The following is a 24,858-nucleotide window of genomic DNA, read 5'->3' as shown; positions in this document are numbered from 1 at the left end:
AGGCTTGGAGGGATGACCGAATCGTCATCTGCGCATCATCCCGCTGCCACCAAAAACTGCGGCACACCGTCGCTGGCGCGCACTTCGGAGCATTGCACGCCCCACACGCGCGCAATGGCTGCCGCGTCCAGCGTTTGCCCCACGGGCCCCACGTCGCAGCGCCCTGCCCCCATCAGCACCACGTCGTGCGCATAGCGCAGCGCCAGGTTCAGATCGTGCAGCACCGCCACCACGCCGATGCCCTGCTCCACCGCCCAGCGGCGCACCAGGGCCATGGCCTGGTGCTGGTGCGCCAGGTCGAGCGCGGCGGTGGGCTCGTCCAGCAGCAGCCAGCGCGTGGCGCCGTCGGGCCGGGGCTCCCAGATCTGCGCCAGGGCACGGGCCAGGTGGGCGCGGGCGCGCTCGCCACCCGACAGGGTGTTGACGCCGCGCTGCGCCAGGTGGGCTACGCCGGTGGCCTCCATCGCGTCGCGGGGGATGCGCGCCTCGTGCTGACTGGGCGATTGGCGGTGCGGAAAGCGCCCCATCTCCACGACCTCTCGTACCGTGAAGTCGAAGGCCACCGCGGTCTCTTGCGGCAGCACGGCGCGCAGGCGCGCCAGTTCCAATGCGCCCAACGCAGAGAGCGCCCTGCCCCCCAGGCTGACCGAGCCCGAGCGCGGCGCGCGCTGACCCGACAGCATGGACAGCAGCGTCGACTTGCCTGCGCCGTTGGGCCCGAGGATGGCGGTGAAGCGGCCAGGGGCCAAGCGTGCATGCACGGTGGCCAGCAAGGGCCGGCCCGGCAGGCCGACCGCCAACTGATCGCACACCAGCGGATCGCCGGCATGGAGCGAGGCGGCGTTCATACCTTGCTCCGGAACTGGCGCAGCATGGCCAGGAACAGCGGCACACCGATGAAGGCTGTGAGCACCCCCAGCGGCAGCTCCGCCGGCTTGACGACGGTCCGCGCCACCACGTCGGCCGCCAGCACCAGCGCAGCGCCCAGCAGGGCCGAGCCCGGCAGCACCACGCGGTGGTCCGGCCCGGCCACCAGGCGCACCCAGTGCGGCGCCACCAGGCCGATGAAACCGATGATGCCGGTGGCGGCGGTCACAGCGCCCACGGCCAGCGCGGTGACCAGCACCGCCAGGCGCTTGGTGCGCTCCACCGGCACGCCCAGCAACGCCGCCTGCGCCTCGCCCAGGGCAATCGCGTTGAGCGGGCGCGCGAGCGCCAGGCCCAGACCGCAGGCAAAGGCCACGATGGAGCCGACCAGGGCGACAGCGCTCCAGCGCGCGCCGCCCAGGCTGCCCAGCAGCCACATCTGGATGTTGCGCAGCTGCTCGTCGGTGGAGATGAAGTTGAGGTAGCCCAGCCCCGCCAGCGCCAGCGCATTGACGGCCACACCGGCCAGCAGCATCAGCCCCATGCGCGTGCCGCCATCGGCCTGTGCCAGCCCGTAGATGAGCGCCGTGACCAGCAGGCCGCCGCCAAACGCCATGCCCACCAGCGTCCAGCTGCCCAGCGTGCGCGGCAGGTCGGGCAGCCAGTGGCTGCCCAGCACGATGGTGAGCGCGGCCGCCAGTGCGGCCCCGCTGCTCACGCCGATCAGGCCCGGGTCGGCCAGCGGGTTGCGGAACAGGCCTTGCATCAGCGCGCCGGCCAGCCCCAGGCCCGCCCCCGCGGCCACGCCCATCAGCAGGCGCGGCAACCGGATGTTGATGAACACCAGATATTCAGGTGCCTGCTCGGCCGACGGCGCCGCGCCCAGGGCCTGCAGCAGCACCTGCCACAGCTGGGCCGGCGCAATGGCGTATGCACCCTGCGTGCTGGCCCACACGAACGCAAGGCCCACCAGCGCAACGCCCCACAGCAACGCTGCGCGCGGCGACAGGCGCCGCAAAGACCAGCGCGCCCCCGGCTGCGCCACGGCCACGCCGCTCACGCCGTGATCGCCTGCGTGCGGGTGTGCAGCTCGCGCACAGCGCCGGGCAGGCGTGGGCCAAAGCCCAGCAGGTGGCTGGCCTCCATGGCCACCAGCGCCTTGCGGCGGAACGCGGGTGTGAGGGCCAGTTCAGGCCGCTGCCAGAAGGCTGCCTCGCCACCCAGCGCTTCGATGCCCTGCGTGCTGTTGAGCAGCACCTCCGGCGCGGCGCTGGCCATGGCCTCGGCCGTCAACGGCCGGTAGCCTGCGAACTGGGTGATGGCGTTGGTGGCGCCCGCAAAGCGGATCAGCGCATCGGCCGCCGTGCCGGTTCCCGCCACCATGGGGCTGCCGCCGTGCGACAGGATGAAGATCGCGCGCGGGCGGCGCGTGGACGCGGCCACCAGCTTTTGCACCGCGGCCCACTGCGCATCCAGGTCGGCCTGCAAGGCCTGCGCCTCGCGCTCGCGGCCGGCCACGCGGCCCACGGTGGCGACCTTGCGCTGCACCTCGTCCCAGGTGTGGTCGGCCTTGACCAGCTCCACCCGCACACCGGCGCTGCGCACCTGGTCCAGCACCACGGGCGGACCGGCCTCGGTGGTGCCCACCACGGCGTCGGGCTTTAGGGACAGCAGGCCCTCGGCCGACAGCTGGCGCATGTAGCCGACCTTGGCGGTCTTGAGCGCGGCCTCGGGGAACAGGCTGGTGGTGTCGGTGCCCACCAGTTGGCCCTGTGCGCCCAGTAGGTAGACCACCTCGGTCAATGCACCGCCCAGCGAGACGATGCGCGCCGGGCCGGCCGCCAGTGCGCGCTCGGCGCCCAGAGCAGGCAGCAGCGGCAGTGCGGCCAGCCCGCGCAGCAGTTGCCTGCGGCCCTGTTGCGCATCGATGCATTCGTCACGCGGCATGGGCTGTCTCCTGCGCTTGCATATCCCCTTGCTCCTGCAGCTCGGGCAGGCCCGCCACAAGGTCACGCCAGCCCTGCAGCTCCGGCTTGCCGGGCTTGCGCGCACCGAAGAACATGGCCATCAGCTCGCCCGCGTGGTCGAACGCTTCGACAGAGGTGACCACGCCATCGGCGGTGGGTTTTTCGACTACCCACACACTGGCGATCATGTCGGTGCGCAGGTGCAGGTTGAAGCCTTCGTCCAGCACGTTGATCCACTGCGCGTGCGGCGTATCGAGCGGCTGGATGTTGCGCACCGGCCCGGTGTGGATCTGAATGCAGCCGCCGCTGCCCACGAACACCATGATGGGCAGGCCGTCCACCGCGGCCTCGTCCAACAGGCGCGGCACGGCCTGCGGCGTGGCACGCCACGCGAACTGGCCTTCGACCAGGCGAAAGCTCTGCTGGCGCTCCACGCCGAACTTCTTGGTGATGCCGAAGAACTCATGCGTGTCCTTCATCGCGGCCCAGGCCTCGCGCAGCGCGGTGGCATCGATGTCAGCGTCAGGCAGCACTGCCGCTGGCGCAGGTGCGGCGCCAAACACATAGCCGGCGCTGGGCTGTGCAAAGCGGTGGATCACCGCATCGAACGCAGCCAGATCGGTCGCGTCGCGCGTGAAGATCTTGTGCACCGCACGGCCCTGCGCGTTGTAGAACTGCAGGCTGCGCGATGGCGGCTTGGCGGGGTCGTTGGCCAGCTCGGTCACGGCAAAGCCGGCATGCCACTGCGCAAAGAACAGGCGCAGGTCGATGTCTTCGCCCAGCGCAATGCCCACCGGCCCGGTGGCCGAGACGTGCGTGTACACGCCGGTCTTCTCGTGCACCGTGCCTTCGTTGCGCGTCAGCGCCATCAAGGGGCCGCAGGCTTCGAGCGCCTGCAGAAGGTGCAGCCACGAGCCCTGCAGCGGTACCACCTTGAGCGGGTGGTCGTGCTCGCCCGCGTGGGCCGCCACTGCAGCGCCTTCCGACAGCCCGATGCTCTCGGCCGCATCCTTGGCGCGTTTACCCGTTGCGCGTGCAGCGGCGAATTGCGCGCGGATGTCCGGCGCGGCAATCGGCGCAGCAGCCGCCGCAAAGCCTTGTGCGGTCGTCACGGCGGCGATCATTGCATGGCCTCCGGCGCGGTGTGCCACAGCACGCGGCGCTGCTCGGCGGCCACCATGGCGGCCGTGGCAGCAGTGTCCTGGCGGGCCTTGCACTGCTCTTCCCAACGCCCTTGCAGGCTCCAGACCACCGTGCGGAAGTGGGCGGTAAAGCCGTCGGCGTCCGCCAGCATCTGCAGGTTGGCCGATATCTTGCGGCCCATGGCGTCGCGGTGGCTGTCGCAGCAGGCCTGCACGTAGCCCGTCATCAGGGCGAGCGTGCCGGCCAGCAGCGCCTCGGCGCAGGGCAGGCTGTATTCCTCGTCGGTGTGGCTGCCTGCATCGGGCAGGTCGGGAGCGTGGCTCATGGTGGTCTCCTGGGGTGGGTGCCTGGGATTGAAAGCGGAACTCAGAAATCGGCCACCAGCGACACCCGCACGGAGCGGCCGGGCTGGCTGTAGGCGTCGATGAAGTTGGCGTTGGCGGCCAGGCCGCGCACGTCGGCCCAGCGCCAGTGCTTCTTGTCGGTCAGGTTGTAGATGCCGAGGTTCAGGCGCAGGTCCTTGCGGATGCGCCACTGGCCCGACAGGTCAAGCACCGTGTACGACGGCGTGAGGTACTGCGTGCTGCCCGTGGCCAACGCCACGTCGCTCGGCTTCTTGGCGGCGGCGTGGGTGGCATCCAGGCGCGCCATCCAGCCGCCGGTGTCGTAGCGCAGGCCCGCCGCAAGGCGCGATGGGTCCACCGTGTTCACCGGCCTGCCGGTGGCGGTGTCGCGCCCGCGCGTCTGGCCGTAGCTGAAGGGCGATGTCCATTGCCCACCGGCCCACTGGCCCCAGCGCATCTCGCCCTTGACCTCGAAGCCGTTGAGCTTGACGCGGCCGATGTTGACCGACTGGAACACCAGCGGGTTGCCCGGCGCACCGGTGCCGCCGACCTGGCGCAGGTCTTCGATGAAGTCCTTGTAGCGGCCCGTGAACGCTGCAGCCTCGACCGACAGCGCGTCCAGCCGGCCGCGCACGCCCAGCTCGAAGTTCTGGCTCTTTTCAGGTTTGAGGTTGGCGTTGGGCACCGTGCGGTAGTTGCTGACCGGGTTCTCGAAGAAGGCGTTGACCTGCCCCGCGTTGGGCGCACGGAAGCCCGCCGCGTAGTTGCCGAACACGCTCCACTGCTCACTGGCGCGGTAGAGCACGCCGAACTTGGGCGAAGTGGCGTTGCCCGACAGGGACACGGCCTGCGCGCCGAAGCCGGCCTGGTCGGCCTTGATGCGGAAGGTGTCGAAGCGCACGCCCGGGGTGATGCTCCAGGGGCCGGTCACGAACTCGTCCTGCACGTACAGCGCGGCGCTGGTCTCGGTGGTGTCCGGAAAGCGCTTGAGCGGGAAGGTCTCGCCCACCGGCGGGGTCACACCGGTTTGCAGGTTCTCGACCTTGGCGGACGTGTAGTCAAAACCGTAGGTGATCTTCTGCACCAGGCCGCCAGCGCCCGCGCGCAGCACCTTGCTGCCCTGCAGGTTGGCCTGCCAGGTGCGCTCGTCGTAGGTCACGTCGCGCACGCGGTCGGCAGCGGTGTTGCGGTCTTCGGTGACGTATTCGCGCGAATGCGAGTCCTGAAAACTCAGCGTTGCCTTCAGGTCGTCGGCCAGCGCCGAGTTCACTCGCCACGCGCCCTCCCACGTCGCACGGCTGCGCTGCATGTCGGTGAACGAGGTGGAGCCCAGCACGGACGTGGCGGCCAGCGGCGGCTTGGAGCGCGCGGTCAGCAGCTCGTAGTCGGAGGTCTTGTCCACATGCTCCAGCGTGAACACATGGCGCTGGCCGCCGCCGGGCGTGAGGATGACCTTGCCCAGCAGCGCGCCGCTTTGGTCCTTTTGCGGATTGGGGCGGGTGCGGTCGGCATTGGCCGCGCTGTTGGTGCCCATGTTGTCCAGCTCGCTGGCGCGCGTGACGTTGCCGCCCAGCAGCCACTGCACCGTGTCGCCCGCCTTGCCCGCCACCGTGGCGCCCACGCGCTTGCCGTGGTCGTCGCCGTCGTAGCCCAGGCTCACACGCCCGCCGATGCGCTTGTCGCCGTCGAGGAAGGCCGATGGTTCGGCCGTGATGAAGTTGACCAGGCCCGCCATGCCGTCCGACCCGTACAGCGCCGACGTGGCGCCGCGCACGACTTCGATGCGCTGCAGCAGGCCGATGTCCAGGTAGTCGCGCCCGAACGCATTGGCGCTGAAGACATAGCTGCGCGGCAGGCGGATGCCGTCCACCATCATCAGCACGCGGTTGCCGTCCAGGCCGCGGATGTTGAAGCCCGCGTTCTGCTCGCGTCCCGTGGAGCCGCTGGCCAGCGTGAAGCGCGCGGGCGAGCGCGCGACCGACACGTTGGGCAGATCGCGCGCCACATCGCGGATGTCGCGCACCTGGCCTTCTTCGATGGCCTGCGCGTTGATCACGTCGATGCTCATGGGCAGCTCGCCCGGGTCCTGCTCGCTGCGCGAGCCGCTGATGACGACCTCCTTGAGCGCCGGGCCGGCAGCGATGAGCTGCCCTGCACCCAGCGGGCCTGGCGCGCCCTGGGCCTGGGCGTTCCAGGCGGTGCCCAGTGCACAGGCCACGAGCCAGGCCACGGGATGGAGGTTGAACGTGCGGGAGCGGAGTGCGGATGCGTGCGCCACGGGGGGGCCCTTCTTCTCTGGTCGAAATCAATGACAGGAAGCTGGCTCTGCGCGCCGTTTCACCGCTCGGGTGCTGGCACGTCCGCTGGCAACGAAGCGGTTATTCTATATGAGAATAATTATCAATACATATGTTGCAAATTATTCCTTGTAGCGTCTTGGGGTTTGGGCACCCACCCCGGGCGCAGCAGTTTGCACCAGGCGGCATCCATCGGCCGCACCATGAAAAAAGGGAGCCCGAAGGCTCCCTGGATCTGCACGGCAATAGCTGGCGATTTGCTATGAAATCAATAGCTTCTAGCGCTTTACTATCAAGCGGCAGCGGCCATTTTTATGCCCGTTGTCACACTGTTTCTGCCACCGCCGCGGCTGCGGGCGCCGCAGCCACAGGCTGGGCCACCACCGGCATGCGGATCAGGTGGTCGAACGCGCTCAGCGCGGCCTTGGACCCATCGCCCGCTGCGATCACGATCTGCTTGAACGGCACCGTCGTGCAGTCACCCGCCGCGAACACGCCGGGGATGTTGGTACGGCCGTGCGAGTCGACGATGACCTCGCCGAACTTGGACAGCTCCACCGTGCCCTTGAGCCATTCGGTGTTGGGCACGAGGCCGATCTGCACGAACACGCCTTCGAGCTGCACCAGGTGCTCCACATTGGTCGCGCGGTCCTTGTACTTGAGGCCATTGACCTTGCCGTCAGCGCCAGTGATCTCGGTGGTCTGCGCGTTGGTGTGGATGGTCACGTTGTGCAGGCTCTTGAGCTTGTTGACCAGCACGGCGTCGGCTTTCAGCTGGTCGGCAAACTCGATCAGCGTGACATGGGCCACGATGCCGGCCAGGTCGATGGCGGCCTCGACACCGGAGTTGCCGCCGCCGATGACCGACACGCGCTTGCCCTTGAACAGCGGGCCGTCGCAGTGCGGACAGTAGGCCACGCCCTTGTTCTTGTACTCGGCTTCGCCGGGCACGTTGACATTGCGCCAGCGCGCGCCGGTGGACAGGATCACCGTCTTCGACTGCAGCGTGGCGCCATTGGCCAGCTTCACACCGATCAGGCCACCGGGCTCAGCCGCGGGGATCAGCTGGTCGGCGCGCTGCAGGTTCATGATGTCCACGTCGTAGGCACGGGTGTGGGCTTCAAGCGCGGCGGCGAACTTGGGTCCGTCGGTTTCCAGCACCGAGATGTAGTTCTCGATGGCCAGCGTGTCGTTGACCTGGCCGCCGAAGCGCTCGGCCGCCACGCCGGTGCGGATGCCCTTGCGGGCGGCATACACCGCGGCTGCGGCGCCTGCAGGGCCACCGCCGACGATGAGCACGTCGTACGGTGCCTTGGCCGACAGCTTGGCCGCGTCACGGGCGGCAGCGCCGGTGTCGAGCTTGGCGATGATCTCTTCGACCGACATGCGGCCCGAGGCAAACACCTGGCCGTTCATGAACACCATGGGCACGGCCATGATCTCGCGGTCGGCCACTTCCTGCTGGAAGGCGCCGCCTTCGATCACGGTGGTCTTGATCTTGGGGTTGACGATGGCCATGAGCGACAGCGCCTGCACCACGTCCGGGCAGTTGTGGCAGGTCAGGCTCATGTAGACGTCGAAGCTGAAGTCACCGTCGAGCGCGGCGATCTGCTCGATCACCTCGGGCTCGATCTTGGGCGGGTGGCCGCCGGTCCACAGCAGGGCCAGCACCAGCGAGGTGAATTCGTGGCCCAGGGGCAGGCCGGCAAAACGCAGGCTGTTGGTGGCGCCCACGCGCTGCAGGGTGAACGACGGCTTGCGCGCATCGTTGCCGTCGGTGCGCAGCGTGATCTTGTCGCTGCGCAGGGATTGAATGGTCGTCAGCAGGTCCAGCATGTCGCGGGCGGTCTCGCTGTCGTCCAGGGACGCCACCAGTTCGAACGGCTGCTGCACGCGCTCCAGGTAGGCGGAAAGCTGGGTCTTGAGTTGTTCGTCGAGCATGGTGGTGTCCTTTGCTTTGAATTCTTGGGTGGTCGTCTATTTAGGGTGTGGCAAACACCGGCGTTTGCAATGCCTGTCGCCTCGGCCCGCGTAAAAAGTACGAGCGAAAAGTACGGGCGAAAAAAAGCCGGACGGCATGGCGCACACGCGCCATGACGCTGTCCGGCTCTGGAGCGCCCGGGCTGGGGCGCTCTGCCGAATCGGTGGCGGCTTAGATCTTGCCGACCAGGTCCAGCGATGGGGCCAGGGTCTTGGCGCCTTCGTTCCACTTGGCGGGGCACACCTGGCCGGGGTTGGCGGCGGTGTACTGGGCAGCCTTGAGCTTGCGCACGGTTTCCTTGACGTCGCGGGCGATTTCGTTGGAGTGGATTTCGGCCGTCTTGATCACGCCATCGGGGTTGATCACGAAGGTGCCACGCAGAGCCAAGCCTTCTTCAGGGATGTGCACGCCGAAAGCGTTGGTCAGCTGGTGCGTTGGGTCGCCGACCAGGGGGAACTTGGCCTTGCCCACGGCGGGGGAGGTTTCGTGCCACACCTTGTGCGAGAAATGCGTGTCGGTGGTGACGATGTAGACCTCGGTGCCGGCCTTCTGGAACTCTGGGTAGTTGTCGGCAGCGTCTTCGATTTCTGTGGGGCAGTTGAAGGTGAACGCTGCAGGCATGAAGATCAGCACAGACCATTTGCCCTTCAGATCGGCTTCGGTCAGATCGATGAATTCGCCCTTGCCGTTGCGGTTGACGAAGGCGGTGGTCTTGAAGGGCTGAACTGCGGTGTTGATCAGGGACATTGCTGTTTCCTTAATGGTTGGTTGACTGAACAAGGCTGAAGTCTAGGCCCATTGAGCCCATGAATCCAATTAATTGATTGCATTGAATCAATTGACTGTGACTATACAAAGCCTGCATGGCAGGGTGATGAAAAGCCCCCCGCGCCACCCCACCTGCATCGCCATCTCCGCGGTCATTGTGTTTCCGTTTGAAACGGCGTGAGCTCTGGTGGCCCCTCTTTGCGCTTCTTACAAAGCCATGCATCCCTTGCCCCCAAAGGGCAGAGGCCATGGCAGCACAACTCATCAACTGAACGAGAGGGTCGTTTTAATGAACACCACCAGATCTTTAACCCGCGCAGTGGCTTGCGGGACGGCCGCTTTGGCCCTGGCCGCCTGTGGCGGCGGGGGCAGCGACACCGCCAGCACCGCCGCGGACATGCGGGCCGCCAGCTCGGCCCAGGCGCAGGCCGAGGCCGCCAACCTCGTGGTGCGCGCCCGGGCCAGCCTGCTGGCCAATGTCGGCGCGCTGATGCAACTGCGCGTCAACGGGGTGGCCGTGGCCGACACCGAGGTACGCGAGACCACCTACCAGAACTACAGCTTCTCGGTGCCGGCCATCGGCAGCGGCGACAAGGTGGACGTGGTGTTCACCAACGACCTCAATGCCAACGGCCAAGACCGCAACCTGTATGTGGAGTCCATCACGGTCAACGGCACCACCGTGGCCGCCACGGCCGAGGGCGTGACCCTGGACCGCGGCATCGGCGACAAGGCGTTCGACGGCCTGGACGTGATCCCCGGCCAACGCTCGGTGTTGTGGAACGGCGCGCTGCGCTTTGCCGCACCGGGCGGCTCGGCCGTCGCATCCGCCCTGAGCCCCGGCTGCAAGGCCTTCTATGACGCGCGCCCTGCCTTTGCGCTGAGCACCACTCGCACCCTGGACACCGCTGCTGCGCTGGCCAACCCCGCCAAGGGCACCGCCCTGGCCGAGCCCAACTACCAGACCTGCCTGACGCGCGCCACGAACCACACGGCCGACGGCGTGTCGACCTTCGCGCGCAACGACTATTCGCGCCGCCAGCCCTTCAACGCCGACAGCACGCGCCACCTGGTCTACGCGCTCGACGGCCACTGGCATCTGTACGACGCCCACACCCATGCCCGCCTGAAGGTGCTGCCGTTCCTGGCCGCCGACGCCGAGCCGCAGTGGCACGCCACGAACCCGGACCTGCTGTACTACCTGCCCACCAACGGCGTGGGCATGCAGATCCACGAGCTCAACACCGCTACTGGCACCACGCGCGTGCTGGGTGACCTGGCCGCGCGCCTGAAGGCCCGCTGGCCCGGTGCCAATGCGGCATGGACCCGCTCCGAAGGCTCGCCCTCCAAGGACGGCCGCTACTGGTGCCTGATGGTGGAAGACGCCGCCTGGAACAGTCTGGGCGTGGTCACCTGGGACCGCGACACCAACACCATCCTCGGCACCAAGAACACCAACGGTGTGCGCCCCGACCACGTGAGCATGAGCCCCAGCGGCAACTACTGCGTGGTCTCGGGCGACGATGCCAGCGGCACCGTGGCCTACTCGCGCGACTTCAGCCAATCGAAGAAACTGCTGCACAAGTCCGAGCACTCGGACCTGGCCATCGACGCCAACGGCGACGACGTGTACGTGTCGGTGGACTACCAGGCCAACGTGGGCGACATCTTCATGGTCAACCTGCGCACCGGCGTGCGGACCTTCCTGCTGCCCAGCTACCTGAACGGCTCGGCCACGGCACTGCACCTCTCGGGCAAGGCTTTCAGCAAGCCGGGCTGGGTGCTGCTGAGCACCTATGGCGAGTACGGCGGCCGCCAGTGGTTCCACCGCAAGCTCATGGCGCTGGAGCTCAAGGACAACCCGCAGGTGCACAACCTGGCGTTCACCCGCGTGGTCTCCAACGGCTACTGGTCCGAGCCGCACGCCGCCGTCAACCGCGACTTCACCAAGGTGCTGTTCAACTCCAACTGGGGCACCGGCAGCGCCACCGATGTGGATGCCTACATGGTGCAGATCCCGGTGGGCGCCTTAAAGTCCACCGGCCTGCCCGGCACCGGCACGCCCCCTGCCACCCAGACACCGCTGGCCGTCACCGTGGGCACCGTCACCCACGCGGGCTACAACGCCAGCTACGTGCTGGCCACCAACCAGGCCGCCGCGTGCCGGGCGTCGTGGACCACGGGCAACAGCTACGGCGCGCTGTACGACGACATCGCCGCCACCGCCAACGGGCTCAGCCACTCCAAGTCGCTGTCGCTGGGCACCACCGCCGCGCAGACGGTGTACGCGGTCTGCAAAGCCACGGCCTCGGGCGCCGAGAAGGAAGTGGCGATCGTGCTGCCGTGAGCGCGTGATGGCTTGATGCCTGCGTGAGGACAACCGGCGCGCCATGCGCCGTGAAAGGCTGGTTGCCAGAGGGCGGCCAGCCTTTTTTTGCCTTGCAGATGCGAACACAACTCAGCATCACACGCAGACAGAGCGAAGACACAGGGGTTTGGCTTGCGGTGATTGATCGAGGTCACGACAATCGGGCCCGAATCCACAGAACAAACAAGGAGTCCCCATGAAAGGTGACGCACAGGTCATTGGCCATCTGCAGGCCCAGCTGAAGAACGAACTCACTGCCATCAACCAGTACTTCCTGCACTACCGCATGCTCAAGCACTGGGGCTTCGACAAGCTGGCCAAGAAGGAGTATTCGGAATCCATCGGTGAGATGAAGCATGCCGACTGGCTCATGGACCGCATCTTCACGCTGGACGGCCTGCCCAACCTGCAGGACCTCGCCAAGCTGCAAGTCGGCGAAGACGTGCCGGAGATCCTGGCCTGCGACCTGCGCTCCGAACAAGGCGCCCAGGCGACGATCAAGGAAGGCATTGCCCACTGCGAAACGGTGCGCGACTATGTCTCCCGCGACCTGCTGCAAAAGATCCTGGACGACACGGAAGAGCACATCGACTTCCTGGAAACCCAGATCGACCTGATCGACAAGGTCGGCCTGCAAAACTACCTGCAATCCCAGATGGGCGAGGCAGAGTAAGCAAGACCTCAAAGACTTCAGTTTTCTCAGAGCGCTCCACGAAAAAAGCAAAGAAGAAATCAGGAAAACGGGCTTCGGCCCGTTTTTTTGTGCCTGCTCAACCAAGTTTTTTCGTTAGGCTCCTGACTTATGCAAGCGTCCCACCAGCTCGTAGCACAACGCATACGCAACCGCCTGTTCGAATGGCTGGGAGCGGCTGCGCACGCAGACAAAGACGAGGATCTGGCAGAGCTTGTCAATCAATGGAGCGATTGGACCAACGACGCGCCTGTGGCTGAAAGTTTCGGCGCCCCGGCTTTTACGCTGCGTGAGTTGAACGCACTGTCTCGGGTTCAAGCCGATATAGACGAGTTTTGCAAAGTTACGCCTCAATTTTTGCGGCCCGAAGATGGGGTGAGGTGGTCCAGCGTCAAAGCTTCAGCAGCTGCCGCATTTTCCGTTTTCGGTGACAGAGGCTTGCTGCCGGAGAACGAGCCTGTCGCCTGATATTTGGGCCCCAGTAGATTGCTAAGGGGGCCGGCCATGCCCCCAAAGACACGCGACCGCGTCACAGAATGTTGCAACCGCACATCAAGACAGCAAAAGTCTGGACCCAACGAATGCGAATGCTTCTCAACAAAAGTAGAATGCGTTCTTACGACCAGCGTTGACCCCTGCGACGCCCGCCTGATGCTCAGGCCATGGGCATCCAGTGATCGCCGCACGCTGGCCTGAATCTCCTGAACACCAGCCAGCCAGTCAGCCGGGGCCTTGCCGCCCCGCCGCTGCAGCCAGCGTTTGACCGTTTTCGCCTGCAAACCTGCCTGGAGCCATCCCTGATGCTGCGCCGCACCGCCAGCCCCTGCCTGCCCGGGGCCTCCCCTTCGTCGCCTTCGTCGCCTTCGTCCCCACCGATGGGATCACCGCTGGCCCGCTGCCGACCTGCGGCAGGCACGCCATGAAGGCCGCGCGCGTCGATTGGCGCTACCGGCTGGCCATCACCTCTCGCGCTGTGGCGGCCATTGGCGGCGGCTATGCGCTGGCGGCGGGGTTCGCGGCGGCGTTGTCGCTGGGGCTGGCGCAGTTCATGCCGCGGGTGGAAGCCGTGCTCACCGCCACCATGCTGGCCTGGCTGGCCTACGCCATGGCCGCGGGCTGGGCGTTCTATGCCCGCACCGCCCTGGGAGCCTGGGCGGGCACGCTGCTGCCAGCGCTGGTGCTGGGCGCCTGCGCCATGGCGCCGCAATGGATGAAGGCCGCCGCATGAACACCACCACACTGACACCCGACGCGTCCGCAGACATTGCAGCGGGCACGCCCACGGCGGCTACTGTGAACGCCAAGGCCAAAGCCGCCAGGACACCCAACGACCGCGAGGGCTTTCGCCAGGCGATGTCGTGGCTGCACACCTGGGCCGGGCTGATCCTGGGCTGGCTGCTGTTTGCGATCTTCCTCACCGGCACGCTGTCGTTCTTCAAGAACGAGTTCAACCTGTGGATGCGCCCCGAGATGCACGGCCTGCCCGCGGCGGATGCGCAGGTGGCCCAGAAGTCGCTGGATGCGCTGGTGCGCAAGTCGCCCGAGGTCACGCAGTGGATCATGCACCTGCCGGACGAGCGCGACCCCGCCGTCAACCTGCTGTGGCGCGGCACCGGCAATGGCCGGTTCGAGACGCTTCGCATGAACCCACAGACAGGCGAAGCCATCGAGGCGCGCCAGACCATGGGCGGGGACTTCTTCTACCGCTTCCACTTCGAGCTGCGCACGGCCCAGAAGGGCCGCTGGACCCTCGAAGGCCGCTGGGTGGTGGGCGTGGCCACGATGCTGATGTTCGTCGCGCTGATCACGGGTGTGATCACGCACCGCCGCATCTTCAAGGACTTCTTCACCTTCCGCCCCACCAAGGGCGGGCAGCGTGCCTGGCTGGACGCGCACAACGTCACCGGCGTGCTGGTGCTGCCGTTCTATTTGATGATCACCTTCAGCGGGCTGATGATCTTCCACACGCTGTACATGCCCGCCGGCATCGCCACCACGTACAAGAATGAAAAAGGCGTGGACTCCAACGCGTACTTTGCCGACCTGCAGGGCGAGAAGGCCGAGAGCCGCCCCCGCCGCGGCGCGGGCGACAAGGTGGAACCCCTGCCCGCCATCGCGCTGCAGCCCATCCTTCAGGAGGCCCGCACCCGCTGGGACGGCGGGCGCATCGGCAGCGTGCAGGCGCGCCGCGATGCCAAGGGCCGCGCAGTGGTCGAGGTCACGCGCCACGAGGGTGACCGCCTGCAGTACCGCCCGCCGCGCCTATTGTTCGACGCCACCACCGGCCAGTGGCTGGACCAGGCCGACCCCACCGGCCCGGCCGCCAAGACCTACGGCGTGCTGTACGGCCTGCACCTAGCGCGCTTTGCCGATGCGGGCATGCGCTGGGCCCTGTTCGGCTTTGGCGTGCTGGGCAGCCTGATGATCGCCACCGGCATGGTGCTGTGGACCGTCAAGCGCAGCGCCCTGTCGCAAACCAAAGCCGGCCGCCAGGACGCAGCCGCAGCGCGCACCAAGGCGCCGTTCGGCGAGCGCCTGGTGGCCGCCATCAACATCGCCACGCTGGCGGGCCTGCCGCTGGCCTGTGGCGTGTACGTGGCCTCCAACCGGCTGATCCCCGTGGGCATCGAGGGCCGGGCCGATACTGAGCTGGGCTGGTTCTTCAGCGCCTGGGGCATCGCGCTGCTGTGGGCGCTGGCGTGCGCTGTGGTGCGGCCGAGCCGCATGGGCTGGTCGGTGCCGCTGGGGGCCGCGGGTGTGGTGTGGACGGCCCTGCCGCTGATCAATGCGCTGACCACCCACACCCACCTGGGCATCACGCTGCCCGCGGGCGAATGGATCTGGGCCAGCATGGACTTGTCGTTCCTGGCCACGGGCCTGCTGCTGTGCTGGCTGTCCTGGCGGCTGCGCCCGGGGCGCGTGGCCAAGGGCCGGGCGGCGGTGTCCCAGGCACCGCGCCACGCCGCAACCGGCAACGCATCGGCCCCGCAGCCCGCTGCACCGGCGCTGTCGGCCACGCCCGACGTCTCCACTACGGGGGCCTGATCCATGTCCGCTTTTCTGCTGTGTTTTGCCGCATGGTCGGCCATCGCGCTGGGCATGGACCGCCACCACGAAGACGCCCTGGGCCAGGGGGGCACGGCGCGCCGCCTGCTGCACCTGCGCCGCGCCGGATGGCTTTTGCTGTTGCTCTCGCTGTGGCTGGCGGCGCGTCCGTCGGGCGACGCACCGGCCTCGCTGGGCGTGACAGCGTGGACGGTCGCGCTCTCGGTTGCGGCTGTGGCCGTCACCGCCATGGTGACCTGGCAGCCGAAGCATGCGGCACCCGCAGCGGGCCTGGCGCTGGCAGCCGGCCTGCTGGCATGGGCCGGCGGATGGTGATGGAGCACGGCGCCGCACGTTGCTGAGCAGCTGACGCAGCCGTAAGACCTGCGCAGCCGCGCATCAACGCGACGGCCCTTTCTGCCTGCCCTCCTTCCTGGCGATTGCCCGTCTACCGCGTTATCCGCTGCCACTCGTTCTCCTGGCTCTTCCGGTTCTTCTGGCTCTTCTCGTTCTCCTCGCTCCCTTCGGTCTCCCGCGTTTCCTCTCACCGCTTCGCACACCTCCCAGCCAAGGCCGACCACCGGCCCCAGCCAGGCACGGGGCGCGAGCTTGTCTTCACCTGCGCTGCGCACACAACCAACGGAAAAATCATGCACGCATTTCAGCGATCTCTCACGCTCAGGCCCCTGTCGGCCGCCCTGCTCGCTGCGCTCTGCAGCGCTGCGTGGGCCCAGAGCCCGCCACCCGGCACCGCACCGCAAACGCTGGGCGAGGTCACGGTGCAGTCCACCACGGGCGACGACGGCTATTCGCCCGCCGCCAGCACCTCGGCCACCAAGGGCAGCGCGCCGCTGCGCGATGTGCCCCAGGCCGTGAACGTGGTGCCCGAGCAGCTTATGCGCGACCAGGGCGCACGGTCGATGGAAGACGTGTTGCGCAACGTGCCCGGCGTGGCCATGAGCCACGGCGACGGCCAGCGCGACCAGGTGGTGATCCGCGGCTTCACGGCCATTGCGGACCAGTTTGTCGACGGCGTGCGCGACGATGCGCTGTACTTCCGCGACCTGGCCGACATCGAGCGCGTGGAAGTGCTCAAGGGCCCCGCCGCCGTGCTGTACGGGCGCGGCTCGTCGGGCGGCCTGATCAACCGCGTGACCAAGAAGCCCAAGTTCGGCGAGACCTCGGGCGAGGCGTCGCTGGGCCTCGGTAGCTTCGATTACCGCCGCGCCACGGCCGATGTGAATGTGGGCATCAGCGACACCGCGGCCTTTCGCATCAACGCCGCGGTGGAGGAGTCGGGCAGCTACCGCGACCAGCAGTTCGTCAAGCGCCACAACTTCGCTCCATCGCTCGCGCTCAAGCTCGCGGCGCAGACCGACCTGCTGCTGCAGTACACCAACGCCCGCGACAAGCGGCTGACGGACTTCGGGATTCCGGCGCTCAATGGCCGGCCCGTCAACGTGCCCGCCAGCACCTACTACGGCTCCAGCAATGCCGCGCGGGACGACACCACCACCAGCACCATGCAGTCGTTCGCGGCCACGCTGAACCACCGCTTCAACGACGACTGGTCGGTGCGCAACGTCACGCGTCTGTACGACTACGCGCTCGACCGCTACAACACCCTGCCCGGCGGCACCACCGACCCGGTGAACCTGACGGTGGGCCGCACGCGCTCGTTCATCCTGCGCGATGAAAAAGGCTTCTTCAACCAGACCGACGTCACCTGGCGCAACCAGCTGGGCGGCTTCCAGCAGGAATGGCTGATGGGCGTGGAGCTGGGCCAGCAAAAGAAGCGCGCCGAGTCCGTCTCGGGCGGCGCGGACCGCGTGCCGATCTTCAACCCCGGCAACCGCCCTGCCCCCGCCATCCCGGCCGCCAGCTTTGCGGCCGACGGCGCCATCCCCAGCCACACCACGCAGGACACTGCCGCGCTGTACTGGCAAAACCAGATCACGCTGGCACCACAGTGGAAGGCGCTGGTCGGCGCGCGCTACGACGTGTTCGGCCAGGAGACCACGTTCGACCGCAAGCTCGCGGGCCTGTCGCGCACCGACAAGAAGTTCAGCCCCCGCGCGGGCCTGGTGTGGCAGCCCAGCGATGCGCTGTCGTACTACGTGTCGTACAGCAAGTCGTTCCAGCCCTCGGCCGAGACCTTTGCGCTGGCTGCCAACAACACCGGCGCCGAGCCCGAGATCACCGAGAACAAGGAAATCGGCGTGAAGCTCGACGTGCTGGACGGCCGGCTGAACTTCACCGGCGCGCTCTTCAACCTCGAGCGCACCAACATCAAGAACACCGACCCGACCAACCCATCGCGCCAGATCAACGTGGGCACGCAGCGCACCAACGGCCTGGAGCTGACCGCCAATGGCCGCCTGCCTGACCGCTGGGACGTGAGCGCGGGCTACGCGTGGCTTGATGGCCGCATGACCCGGTCGCTGGCCACCACGGGCTCGCTGCAGCTGCCCACGGCGGCCATCGCGGCGCAGGGCAAGGTGGCTGCACTCACGCCGCGCAACTCGGCATTTTTGTGGGCCATGAAGGACCTGGGCCACGGCCTGCGCGCGGGCGGCGGCGTGAACTACGTGGGTGCGCGCTTCACGTCACTGACCAACCTGGTCACCCTGCCCGGCTACACCACGCTCGACGCGGCGCTGCAGTACACGGTGGGCCAGTGGGACCTGGACGTGAACATCAAGAACCTGGCCAACCGCAAGTACTACGTGTCCGCCCACGGCAGCAACGACAACCTGATCCTGCCCGGTTCGCCCCGCGCACTGCAGGTGACGCTGCGCACGCGGTTCTGACGCGCCAGGCCATCTGCCTGCTGCGAATTTTCAATAGAAATGGCTGCTGCCACTTGACAGACAAGCGGTAGCAGCTACTAAAAACATAGCATTTTACACACCGAGGAGGAGAAGCACCATGCGCATGCACCCACTGGCCCTGGCGGCCTCGCTGCTGGCCACGCTGGCCACAGCCCAGGCCCAGACCGCCGCCACCACTGCCGCCACGGCCGCATTGCCCGAGGTCAAGGTGACCGACGGCGCGGACGGCGCCACCACCGAGGGCAGCGGCCAGTACACCGCCCGCGAAGTCAGCGTGGGCAAGCTGCAGCAGGCCCCGCGCGAAACGCCGCAGTCCATCAGCGTGGTCACGCGCCAGCAGCTTGACGACCGCAACCTGACCAAGGTGGAAGACGCGATCAAGCTGAGCACCGGCATGACCATCACCCGGCTGGACGGCGCGGGCAACTACAACTCGTTCCAGTCGCGCGGCTTCGATCTGGGCGCGATCCAGCTCGACGGCGTGCCCATTCCGCAAGGCAACTACAGCACGCTCGACACCGCCATGTACGACCGCATCGAAGTGCTGCGCGGCCCGGCCGGCCTGCTGCAGGGCGCGAGCGAACCCGGCGGCACGGTGAACCTGGTGCGCAAGCGCGCCCCGTCCAAACTGGCCATCGGTGCCGACGCGGCGGTGGGCTCGTTCGGCCTGCGCCGCGGCACGGTGGATGTGGGCGGCGGCCTCAACGCCGAAGGCACGATCCGCGCGCGCGCCGTGGCCGTGGTGGAAGACCGCGACAGCCACATCGATACGCTGTTCAACAACAAGCGCCTGGGCTACGGCACGCTGGAATGGGACATCGCCCCGTCCACCACCGTGTCGGTGGGCGCAGCGCAGCAGCGCGTACGCGCCGCCATCGACCAAGGCCTGCCCACCTATGCCGATGGCCGCCTGGCCGACCTGCCCCGCAGTTCTTTTGCCGGCCTGCGAGCCAACCGGCAAGACCTGGAGACCACCGACGTCTTCGCAGAGCTGGAGCACCGCCTCGCCGGCGGCGGCGTGGTGCGCCTGTCCGCGCGGGACATCGACCGCACGGCGTTCTACCGCTCGGCCCGCGCCAACAGCGCGCTGGCCGCCAACGGAAGCTTCACCATGGAGACGGTGGACGGCGACTTCCACGTGCGCACCCGCAACTACGACGCCTTCCTGGCCACGCCGGTGCAGGTGGCAGGCCGCACCCACAAGCTGCTGGTGGGCGCGAGCCACAACGAGGGCAAGACCTGGGACGGCAACTACGCCTACGGCCAGCCCCGGCCCTTCAATTTGCTGCGGCCCAACTACGACCTGGCCTATCCCGACATCCCGCTGCCGGGCTTCACCTCCCTCATCACCCGCCGCGAGAACGCGCTGTACGGGCAGGCCCAGGTCAGCCTGGCCGACACCGTCAAGCTGCTGGCCGGCGGCCGCCTGTCGTGGGCGGAGGTGGTGACGCGCAGCACCAGCACCGGCGCAGTCACTGCCGCCGCAGACCCCGGCCGCCAGTTCGTGCCGTCGCTGGCGCTGATGTGGGACTTCCACCCGCAGTACACCGCCTACGCCAGCTACGCCGAAACCTTCGTCGTGCAAAGCCAGCTCACCACCGCCAAGCAGTTGATCGAGCCGCGCACGGGCAAGCAGGTCGAACTGGGCGTGAAGGGCGAGTTTCTGCAAAAGCGCCTGCAGGCGCATGCAGCACTCTTTCGCATCATCGACGAGAACCGCGCCATCGCCGACCCGGTGGTGACCAACGCATCCATCGCCGGCGGCAAGGTCCGCGCGCAGGGCTTCGAGGCCGAGGTCAGCGGCCAGCCCCAGCCCGGCTGGGACCTCGTGGCGGGCTACGCCTACAACGACACCCGCTACCTCAAGGCCCCCGTGGCCCAGCAGGGCCAGGTGTTCAGCCCCATCACCCCGCGCCACAGCGTGAACCTGTTCACCCGCTACGCCTTCACCCACCCCGCGCTGCGCGGCTTCAGCGTGGGCGGCGGCATGTCCTGGCGCAGCGAGTTCTTCGCGCAAAGCGGCGCGTTGCGCATCAACGCACCGGGCTACGCAGTGTTCAACGCGCAGGTGGGCTACCAGATCACCGACCACCTGTCGGTGAATCTGTCGGTGGACAACCTGCTGGACAAGACCTACTACGAAAAGGTGTCGGGCGTCAGCCGCCAGAACTTCTATGGCGAGCCGCGGCGGGTGACGGTGGCGCTGAAGGCCAGGTATTGAGCATGCAGGCATGCACGCATCCCGCCATGGCTGCGGCACACAGGCAGCGGGCTCGCCCGGTGCTTGTGCGCGGCCAGGTCACATCGACTGTAAATGCTGGCGCGCATGCCAGCCAGACAGGTAGCGCATCACGGCCTCGTGCATGGCGTCCATGTCCATGCCCTTCGCCTTCGACATGCCCACCAGCAGCTTGTTCTTGGCCGGCCGGTAAGTGATGCGGCGCAGGTTGGAATGCGGCGCCTGCAGCCGCGGGGCTGCGGGGTCCAGGTCGAAGGTCATCACCATGTTGGAGCCGTTGACCACCGTGCACGAGTAGTCGCTGACCGAAGACCAGGGCACGATCTGCGGCCAGCCGGGCACGACCATGCCTTCGGCGGTGAGCTGCATCACCATGACGACGGACCGCCGCCAGAACCACCAGGTGATGCCGATCAGCATGACCGTCAGACCCGCCGTCATCAGGATCAGCGTCTGAAACCCGGCAAACGACTTACCCGGTGAGAAGCTGTGCACCACCAGTGCGGCGCAGGCAGCAAAAGCGATGGCGGTAAAGCCGGCAAAAAGCCAGACATTTGCCTTGCGCTCGAACAAGTCGACAGAGCCTTGCGCCTGCTCCACCGTATCGGCCAGGTTCTTGCGCACCTGCTCGTTCTGTTCACGTGCCAGGCCTTTGAAGTCGGCCAGCAACCGCGCCTGCAGGCCCTGGCTGTCGGCGAACAAAGAGCGCACCCACACCATGGCCTGGTCGTCAGGCAACACCAGCACGCGCTGCACCATGGCGTCGGTCACCGGGGCGTTCACGGCCTTGGCACGCTCCAGCGTGGGAGGATGGGTGTCGCTGGGGTGCATCGTCGCCACTTCGGTCGCAAAGTCGGGGGCCTTCAAGCCTGCTTCCCGCACGGCATCGTGCAGCATCTGCACCAGGTCGCTGCCCGCCTCCTGCGGGCGGCGGCCGATCTCGTTAAGCACGGTGTTCACGACGTCGTGCAGCGCGGTGACGCGCACCAGCGATCGTGCGACCGCCTCGCCGCTGACCAGCCGGGCAGCCACCTGGTCGGCCGCGAATTCGCGCACACGGCTCCAATGCTTGACCGCCAGGTCGAAGCGCTCCAGCAGGTATTCGATGAAGGTGGTGGCAGGCAGATCCGCCCACGAGCCGCTGTTGTTGCGGCCGTAGATGGCGTGCAGGCTGGCCACCAGCCGCTGGTAGATGGGCGAGAACTGCAGGCTGTACGCCGTGTCGGCGCCTGCGAAGTGCCCCAGTTCGTGCGCGAGGATGGCGCTGATCTCGTCGCGCTGCAGCAGCGTGAGATAGGTCAGCGGCAGGTACATGGTCTCGCCTGTCAGCTGCTGGCCGCTGGGCACCAGTTGCATGGCGTGGCCGGTGACGTAGAAGCCATCGGTCAAGCCCACTACCAGATGGGCGGGCGCTGCAGCCCCGGCGGCCTGGGCCAGCGTGTCCACATAGGCCCACAAGGCGGGCGCTTCTTGCCGCGACACCGACACGCCCATGACTTCGTTGGGTTCGTCATGCAGCACCTGCAGCGATGTGTACAACGCCCGCAACAGCGTCGCGCCCCACCACAGCACGAGGCCTGCGACCAGCAGGATGACCATCTGGAACTTGGCCTCGCCCGATCCCGCGCGCTCCAGAATCACCACCTGGTACGCCACCCCCAGGCGCGCCACCAGCAGGCCAGCCACCGTGGCCATCAGCAGGCCCATGTGCACAGTGAGGTAGGTGGGCAGCAGGTTGCGCCAGCGGACAAAAAGCCGCATCAGCGCATCGCGCGACTGCAGTGCCTGGCGGCCCGCTGCGCTGACCCCGTACAGCCCCGCCAGCGCGACCAGTGCAGTCAGCACGCCCGCCACCATGGCCGCGATACTGGCCGGGCGCACCACCGCTGCTACCTGGGTGCGGGTTGCCGTGTCGCCCCGAATGCTCTTGGCGATCTGCTGCAACCTGAGGGATGCAGAAAACCCGCTGTGCTGTTGCCCGTCGATGGTGATGACGGTGCGCGGGTTCTCACGCACGGCCTCCAGCGCATCCGTCACCTCGGCCAGCATTTGCTGCTGCTCTGCAGACAGCCCCGTCTGGGCGTACTGACGGTATTCCCAATAGCCGATGCCCGAGAGCAGCAGGGGAATACACACCGCCCACAGCACCAGCCGCGCACTGCTGGGCAGGGCCTGCAAGGCACTGGATATTTTTTGACCGAACGAAAAAGCCATGAGGGTTGGAATAGTTGGTTTTTGATGGATCCGCGTGCGGGCCGCACGCCGGGGTTGCCGCGCAGCCACGGGCCACTGCCTCCGCGTCAGTGGCCGCGCCTGAACGACTCCCGCCGAAAGCCTTGCAGCGACCGGCATGCACCGGCGTGAAGGGCAACGGGCTCACAAGGCGTTGTTTCAGGCGGTGCGATTCTGCCGCCGCCCACGCCGCACAACGCGATGGCAGGGCTACCAAGAAGCAACCGTTTGTGTTTTTGGCAGCGCCGGTGCCTCGCTGCGGTGCTGTGAACCACGGCCGCCGCAGCATGTGCTGTTGCAAAAACGCACGCGCACAAGAAAAAGAACCATTCTCATTTAGAATGTAACCATTCATACCGCAAGCCAGTCGCGGGGAGCATCCCTCCTTCGGACCAGCCAGCACTCGCCGTCGCCCCCTTCCCTTTTTATCGAAGAGGGCGACCGTCTGGACCCAAGCCCATCTGGCTCGCTGTAGCGGCCGCCGTGGCCGCTGACCGCAGCGGCCTGTCGGCAGGCATGCCCGCGAGGGGGCCGAGGCCAGGATCACCTGCTGACCACCACCCGCCATGTTTTCGCCCACCGCCCTGCGCCGCTGGTCATGGACCCACAAGTGGTCCAGCCTGGTCTGCACCGTCTTCATGCTGCTGCTGTGCCTGACCGGCCTGCCGCTCATCTTTCACCACGAACTCGGCCACCTGCTGGGCACCGAGGTCGAAGCGCCTCCCATGCCCGCCCACACTCCGCGCGCCAGCCTGGACAAGGTGCTGGCCGCCGCGCAGGGGCTGCACCCCGAGCGCGTGGTGCAGTTCGCCTCGCAGCCCGAGGACGACGACGCCCTGTGGTTTGTGACCCTCACGCCCACACCCGCGCCGACCGAGGATTTCAAGTCCATCGCGGTCGACGCGCGCACCGCCGCCGTGCTGTCGCAGCGGCCGGTGGACGAGGGCTTCATGTACATCATGTTCCGCCTGCACGTAGACCTGTTCGCGGGCCTGGCGGGCAAGCTGTTCCTGGGGTTCATGGGCTTGCTGCTGCTGGTGGCCATCGTGACTGGCGTGGTGCTGTACGCGCCGTTCATGCGCAAGCTGGCCTTCGGCGAGGTGCGCCGGGACCGGTCCACCCGCGTGAAGTGGCTCGACCTGCACAACCTGCTGGGCATCGTCACGCTGGTGTGGGCCTTCGTGGTGGGTGGCACGGGCATGATCAACACCTGGGCCGACCTGATGATCAAGTACTGGCAGTACGACCAGCTGTCGACCCTGCTCAAGCCGTACGAAGGCCAGCCCACCGTGCCCGTGGCCGAGCGCGGGCCGCTGCAGCAGGCGCTGCAGGCCGCGCAGGCGCATGCGCCGGGCATGAAGCTGTCGTTCATCGCCTTCCCGGGCACGGCGTTTTCCAGCCCGCACCACAACACGTTCTTCCTGAAGGGCAACGAGCCGCTGACCTCGCGGCTGCTGCAGCCCGTGATGGTGGATGCGCGCACCGCAGAGGTCACCGCCGCACCAAAGCTGCCGTGGTATCTGACGGCGCTGCTGGTGTCGCAGCCGCTGCACTTTGGCGACTACGGCGGCATGCCGATGAAGATCATCTGGGCGCTGCTCGACATCGCGACCATCGTCGTGCTGGGCAGCGGGCTGTACCTGTGGCTGCGCAAGGGCGTGCAGGCGGGCAGCACCACCGCAGCCGCCACAGCGCCCGCGCCTACCGGCCTGCCCAATGCCTCTACCGCCATCCCTGCCGCACGCACCGGCACCCCGCTGTCCCGCACGGAGGGCCGCGCATGAAGCCGAACCCGTTCTGGTCGCTGTGGGGCTGGCCCATCGTGGTGGGCGTGCTGACCACCACGGGCCTGATCACCGCCCTGGTGTCCGACACCTGGGGCGACTGGTGGTCGTGGGTGGGCCTGGGCGTTCCGGTGGCGGTGATGGGCTGGTTCTCATGGCCTTTTTCACAGCAGGCACACCATGCACGCCGCGCCCTCCGTGACACCCCGGCACCGCAGACCACCCCGGGCCGCGCCGGCGACCCCGTCGACACCGACATCCACAGCAGCGGCACCACTTCGGCGCCGCGCTGACACCTCCT

19 protein-coding genes are annotated in these 24,858 nt (G+C 67.5%); 10 read left to right on the top strand and 9 right to left on the bottom strand.

What is annotated here, in order from left to right:
- Window positions 1-35 precede the first annotated feature (35 nt).
- The 8 genes from ACSQ3N_RS09295 to ahpC form a co-directional block, all read right to left on the bottom strand.
- Window positions 36-848, bottom strand: coding sequence for a heme ABC transporter ATP-binding protein (locus tag ACSQ3N_RS09295; RefSeq protein ID WP_436146123.1), 813 nt, complete (start codon window positions 846-848; stop codon window positions 36-38).
- The gene (locus tag ACSQ3N_RS09290) at window positions 845-1,927 is read right to left on the bottom strand and encodes a FecCD family ABC transporter permease (protein WP_436146122.1); all 1,083 of its coding nucleotides are present in this window, start codon (window positions 1,925-1,927) and stop codon (window positions 845-847) included. Before ACSQ3N_RS09290 ends, ACSQ3N_RS09295 begins: the two co-directional genes overlap by 4 nt.
- Window positions 1,924-2,814, bottom strand: coding sequence for a heme/hemin ABC transporter substrate-binding protein (locus tag ACSQ3N_RS09285; RefSeq protein ID WP_156372226.1), 891 nt, complete (start codon window positions 2,812-2,814; stop codon window positions 1,924-1,926). The genes ACSQ3N_RS09290 and ACSQ3N_RS09285 overlap by 4 nt, the downstream gene beginning before the upstream one ends.
- Window positions 2,804-3,958 (bottom strand): hemin-degrading factor, encoded by a 1,155-nt coding sequence (locus tag ACSQ3N_RS09280; protein ID WP_056173804.1) that lies wholly within the window; start codon window positions 3,956-3,958, stop codon window positions 2,804-2,806. The genes ACSQ3N_RS09285 and ACSQ3N_RS09280 overlap by 11 nt, the downstream gene beginning before the upstream one ends.
- Window positions 3,955-4,302: a hypothetical protein gene (locus ACSQ3N_RS09275; RefSeq protein WP_056173802.1), complete on the bottom strand. Its 348-nt coding sequence runs from the start codon at window positions 4,300-4,302 to the stop codon at window positions 3,955-3,957. Before ACSQ3N_RS09275 ends, ACSQ3N_RS09280 begins: the two co-directional genes overlap by 4 nt.
- A gap of 41 nt (window positions 4,303-4,343) precedes the next feature.
- The gene (locus tag ACSQ3N_RS09270) at window positions 4,344-6,599 is read right to left on the bottom strand and encodes a TonB-dependent hemoglobin/transferrin/lactoferrin family receptor (protein ID WP_056173799.1); all 2,256 of its coding nucleotides are present in this window, start codon (window positions 6,597-6,599) and stop codon (window positions 4,344-4,346) included.
- Window positions 6,600-6,942: 343 nt separating this feature from the next.
- Window positions 6,943-8,559, bottom strand: coding sequence for an alkyl hydroperoxide reductase subunit F (gene ahpF, locus ACSQ3N_RS09265; protein ID WP_056173797.1), 1,617 nt, complete (start codon window positions 8,557-8,559; stop codon window positions 6,943-6,945).
- A 211-nt stretch (window positions 8,560-8,770) separates the two neighbouring features.
- Entirely contained in the window at window positions 8,771-9,346 is a 576-nt protein-coding gene (gene ahpC, locus ACSQ3N_RS09260; RefSeq protein ID WP_056173794.1) for an alkyl hydroperoxide reductase subunit C, read from the bottom strand.
- A gap of 310 nt (window positions 9,347-9,656) precedes the next feature.
- Between ahpC and ACSQ3N_RS09255 the strand changes: the two genes are divergently transcribed.
- From ACSQ3N_RS09255 to ACSQ3N_RS09220, 8 genes are all read left to right on the top strand, one after another.
- Entirely contained in the window at window positions 9,657-11,714 is a 2,058-nt protein-coding gene (locus tag ACSQ3N_RS09255; RefSeq protein ID WP_162241099.1) for a carbohydrate-binding domain-containing protein, read from the top strand.
- A gap of 217 nt (window positions 11,715-11,931) precedes the next feature.
- A complete protein-coding gene (bfr, locus tag ACSQ3N_RS09250) occupies window positions 11,932-12,408 on the top strand; it encodes a bacterioferritin (RefSeq protein ID WP_056173789.1) in 477 nt (158 codons plus the stop codon).
- Between the two features lie 129 nt (window positions 12,409-12,537).
- Window positions 12,538-12,894 carry a hypothetical protein gene (locus ACSQ3N_RS09245; protein WP_156372225.1) on the top strand — a complete coding sequence of 119 codons (357 nt, stop codon included), beginning with the start codon at window positions 12,538-12,540 and terminating at the stop codon, window positions 12,892-12,894.
- A 451-nt stretch (window positions 12,895-13,345) separates the two neighbouring features.
- Complete coding sequence (locus ACSQ3N_RS09240) at window positions 13,346-13,654, top strand: hypothetical protein (protein WP_056173788.1); 309 nt, start codon at window positions 13,346-13,348, stop codon at window positions 13,652-13,654.
- Window positions 13,655-13,779: 125 nt separating this feature from the next.
- Window positions 13,780-15,471 (top strand): PepSY-associated TM helix domain-containing protein, encoded by a 1,692-nt coding sequence (locus ACSQ3N_RS09235; RefSeq protein WP_235507509.1) that lies wholly within the window; start codon window positions 13,780-13,782, stop codon window positions 15,469-15,471.
- 3 nt (window positions 15,472-15,474) lie between these two features.
- Complete coding sequence (locus ACSQ3N_RS09230) at window positions 15,475-15,807, top strand: DUF3325 domain-containing protein (protein WP_056173785.1); 333 nt, start codon at window positions 15,475-15,477, stop codon at window positions 15,805-15,807.
- A gap of 314 nt (window positions 15,808-16,121) precedes the next feature.
- Window positions 16,122-18,281, top strand: a complete 2,160-nt coding sequence (locus tag ACSQ3N_RS09225; protein WP_056173782.1) for a TonB-dependent receptor — start codon at window positions 16,122-16,124, stop codon at window positions 18,279-18,281.
- 118 nt (window positions 18,282-18,399) lie between these two features.
- Window positions 18,400-20,523, top strand: coding sequence for a TonB-dependent siderophore receptor (locus ACSQ3N_RS09220; protein ID WP_436146121.1), 2,124 nt, complete (start codon window positions 18,400-18,402; stop codon window positions 20,521-20,523).
- 78 nt (window positions 20,524-20,601) lie between these two features.
- On the opposite strand, the gene ACSQ3N_RS09215 is transcribed toward ACSQ3N_RS09220, so the two are convergent.
- Window positions 20,602-22,755 carry a M48 family metallopeptidase gene (locus tag ACSQ3N_RS09215; RefSeq protein WP_156372224.1) on the bottom strand — a complete coding sequence of 718 codons (2,154 nt, stop codon included), beginning with the start codon at window positions 22,753-22,755 and terminating at the stop codon, window positions 20,602-20,604.
- Between the two features lie 584 nt (window positions 22,756-23,339).
- Between ACSQ3N_RS09215 and ACSQ3N_RS09210 the strand changes: the two genes are divergently transcribed.
- On the top strand, window positions 23,340-24,557 hold the full coding sequence (locus ACSQ3N_RS09210) for a PepSY-associated TM helix domain-containing protein (RefSeq protein ID WP_056173773.1): 1,218 nt from the start codon (window positions 23,340-23,342) through the stop codon (window positions 24,555-24,557).
- Entirely contained in the window at window positions 24,554-24,850 is a 297-nt protein-coding gene (locus ACSQ3N_RS09205; protein WP_056173771.1) for a hypothetical protein, read from the top strand. Before ACSQ3N_RS09210 ends, ACSQ3N_RS09205 begins: the two co-directional genes overlap by 4 nt.
- Window positions 24,851-24,858 lie beyond the last annotated feature (8 nt).

This window comes from Acidovorax sp. LjRoot194, from assembly GCF_964253015.1.
Taxonomy (GTDB): domain Bacteria; phylum Pseudomonadota; class Gammaproteobacteria; order Burkholderiales; family Burkholderiaceae_C; genus Acidovorax.
Note: the sequence above shows the minus strand (reverse complement) of the source record. Positions and strands in the feature narration are given on the sequence as shown.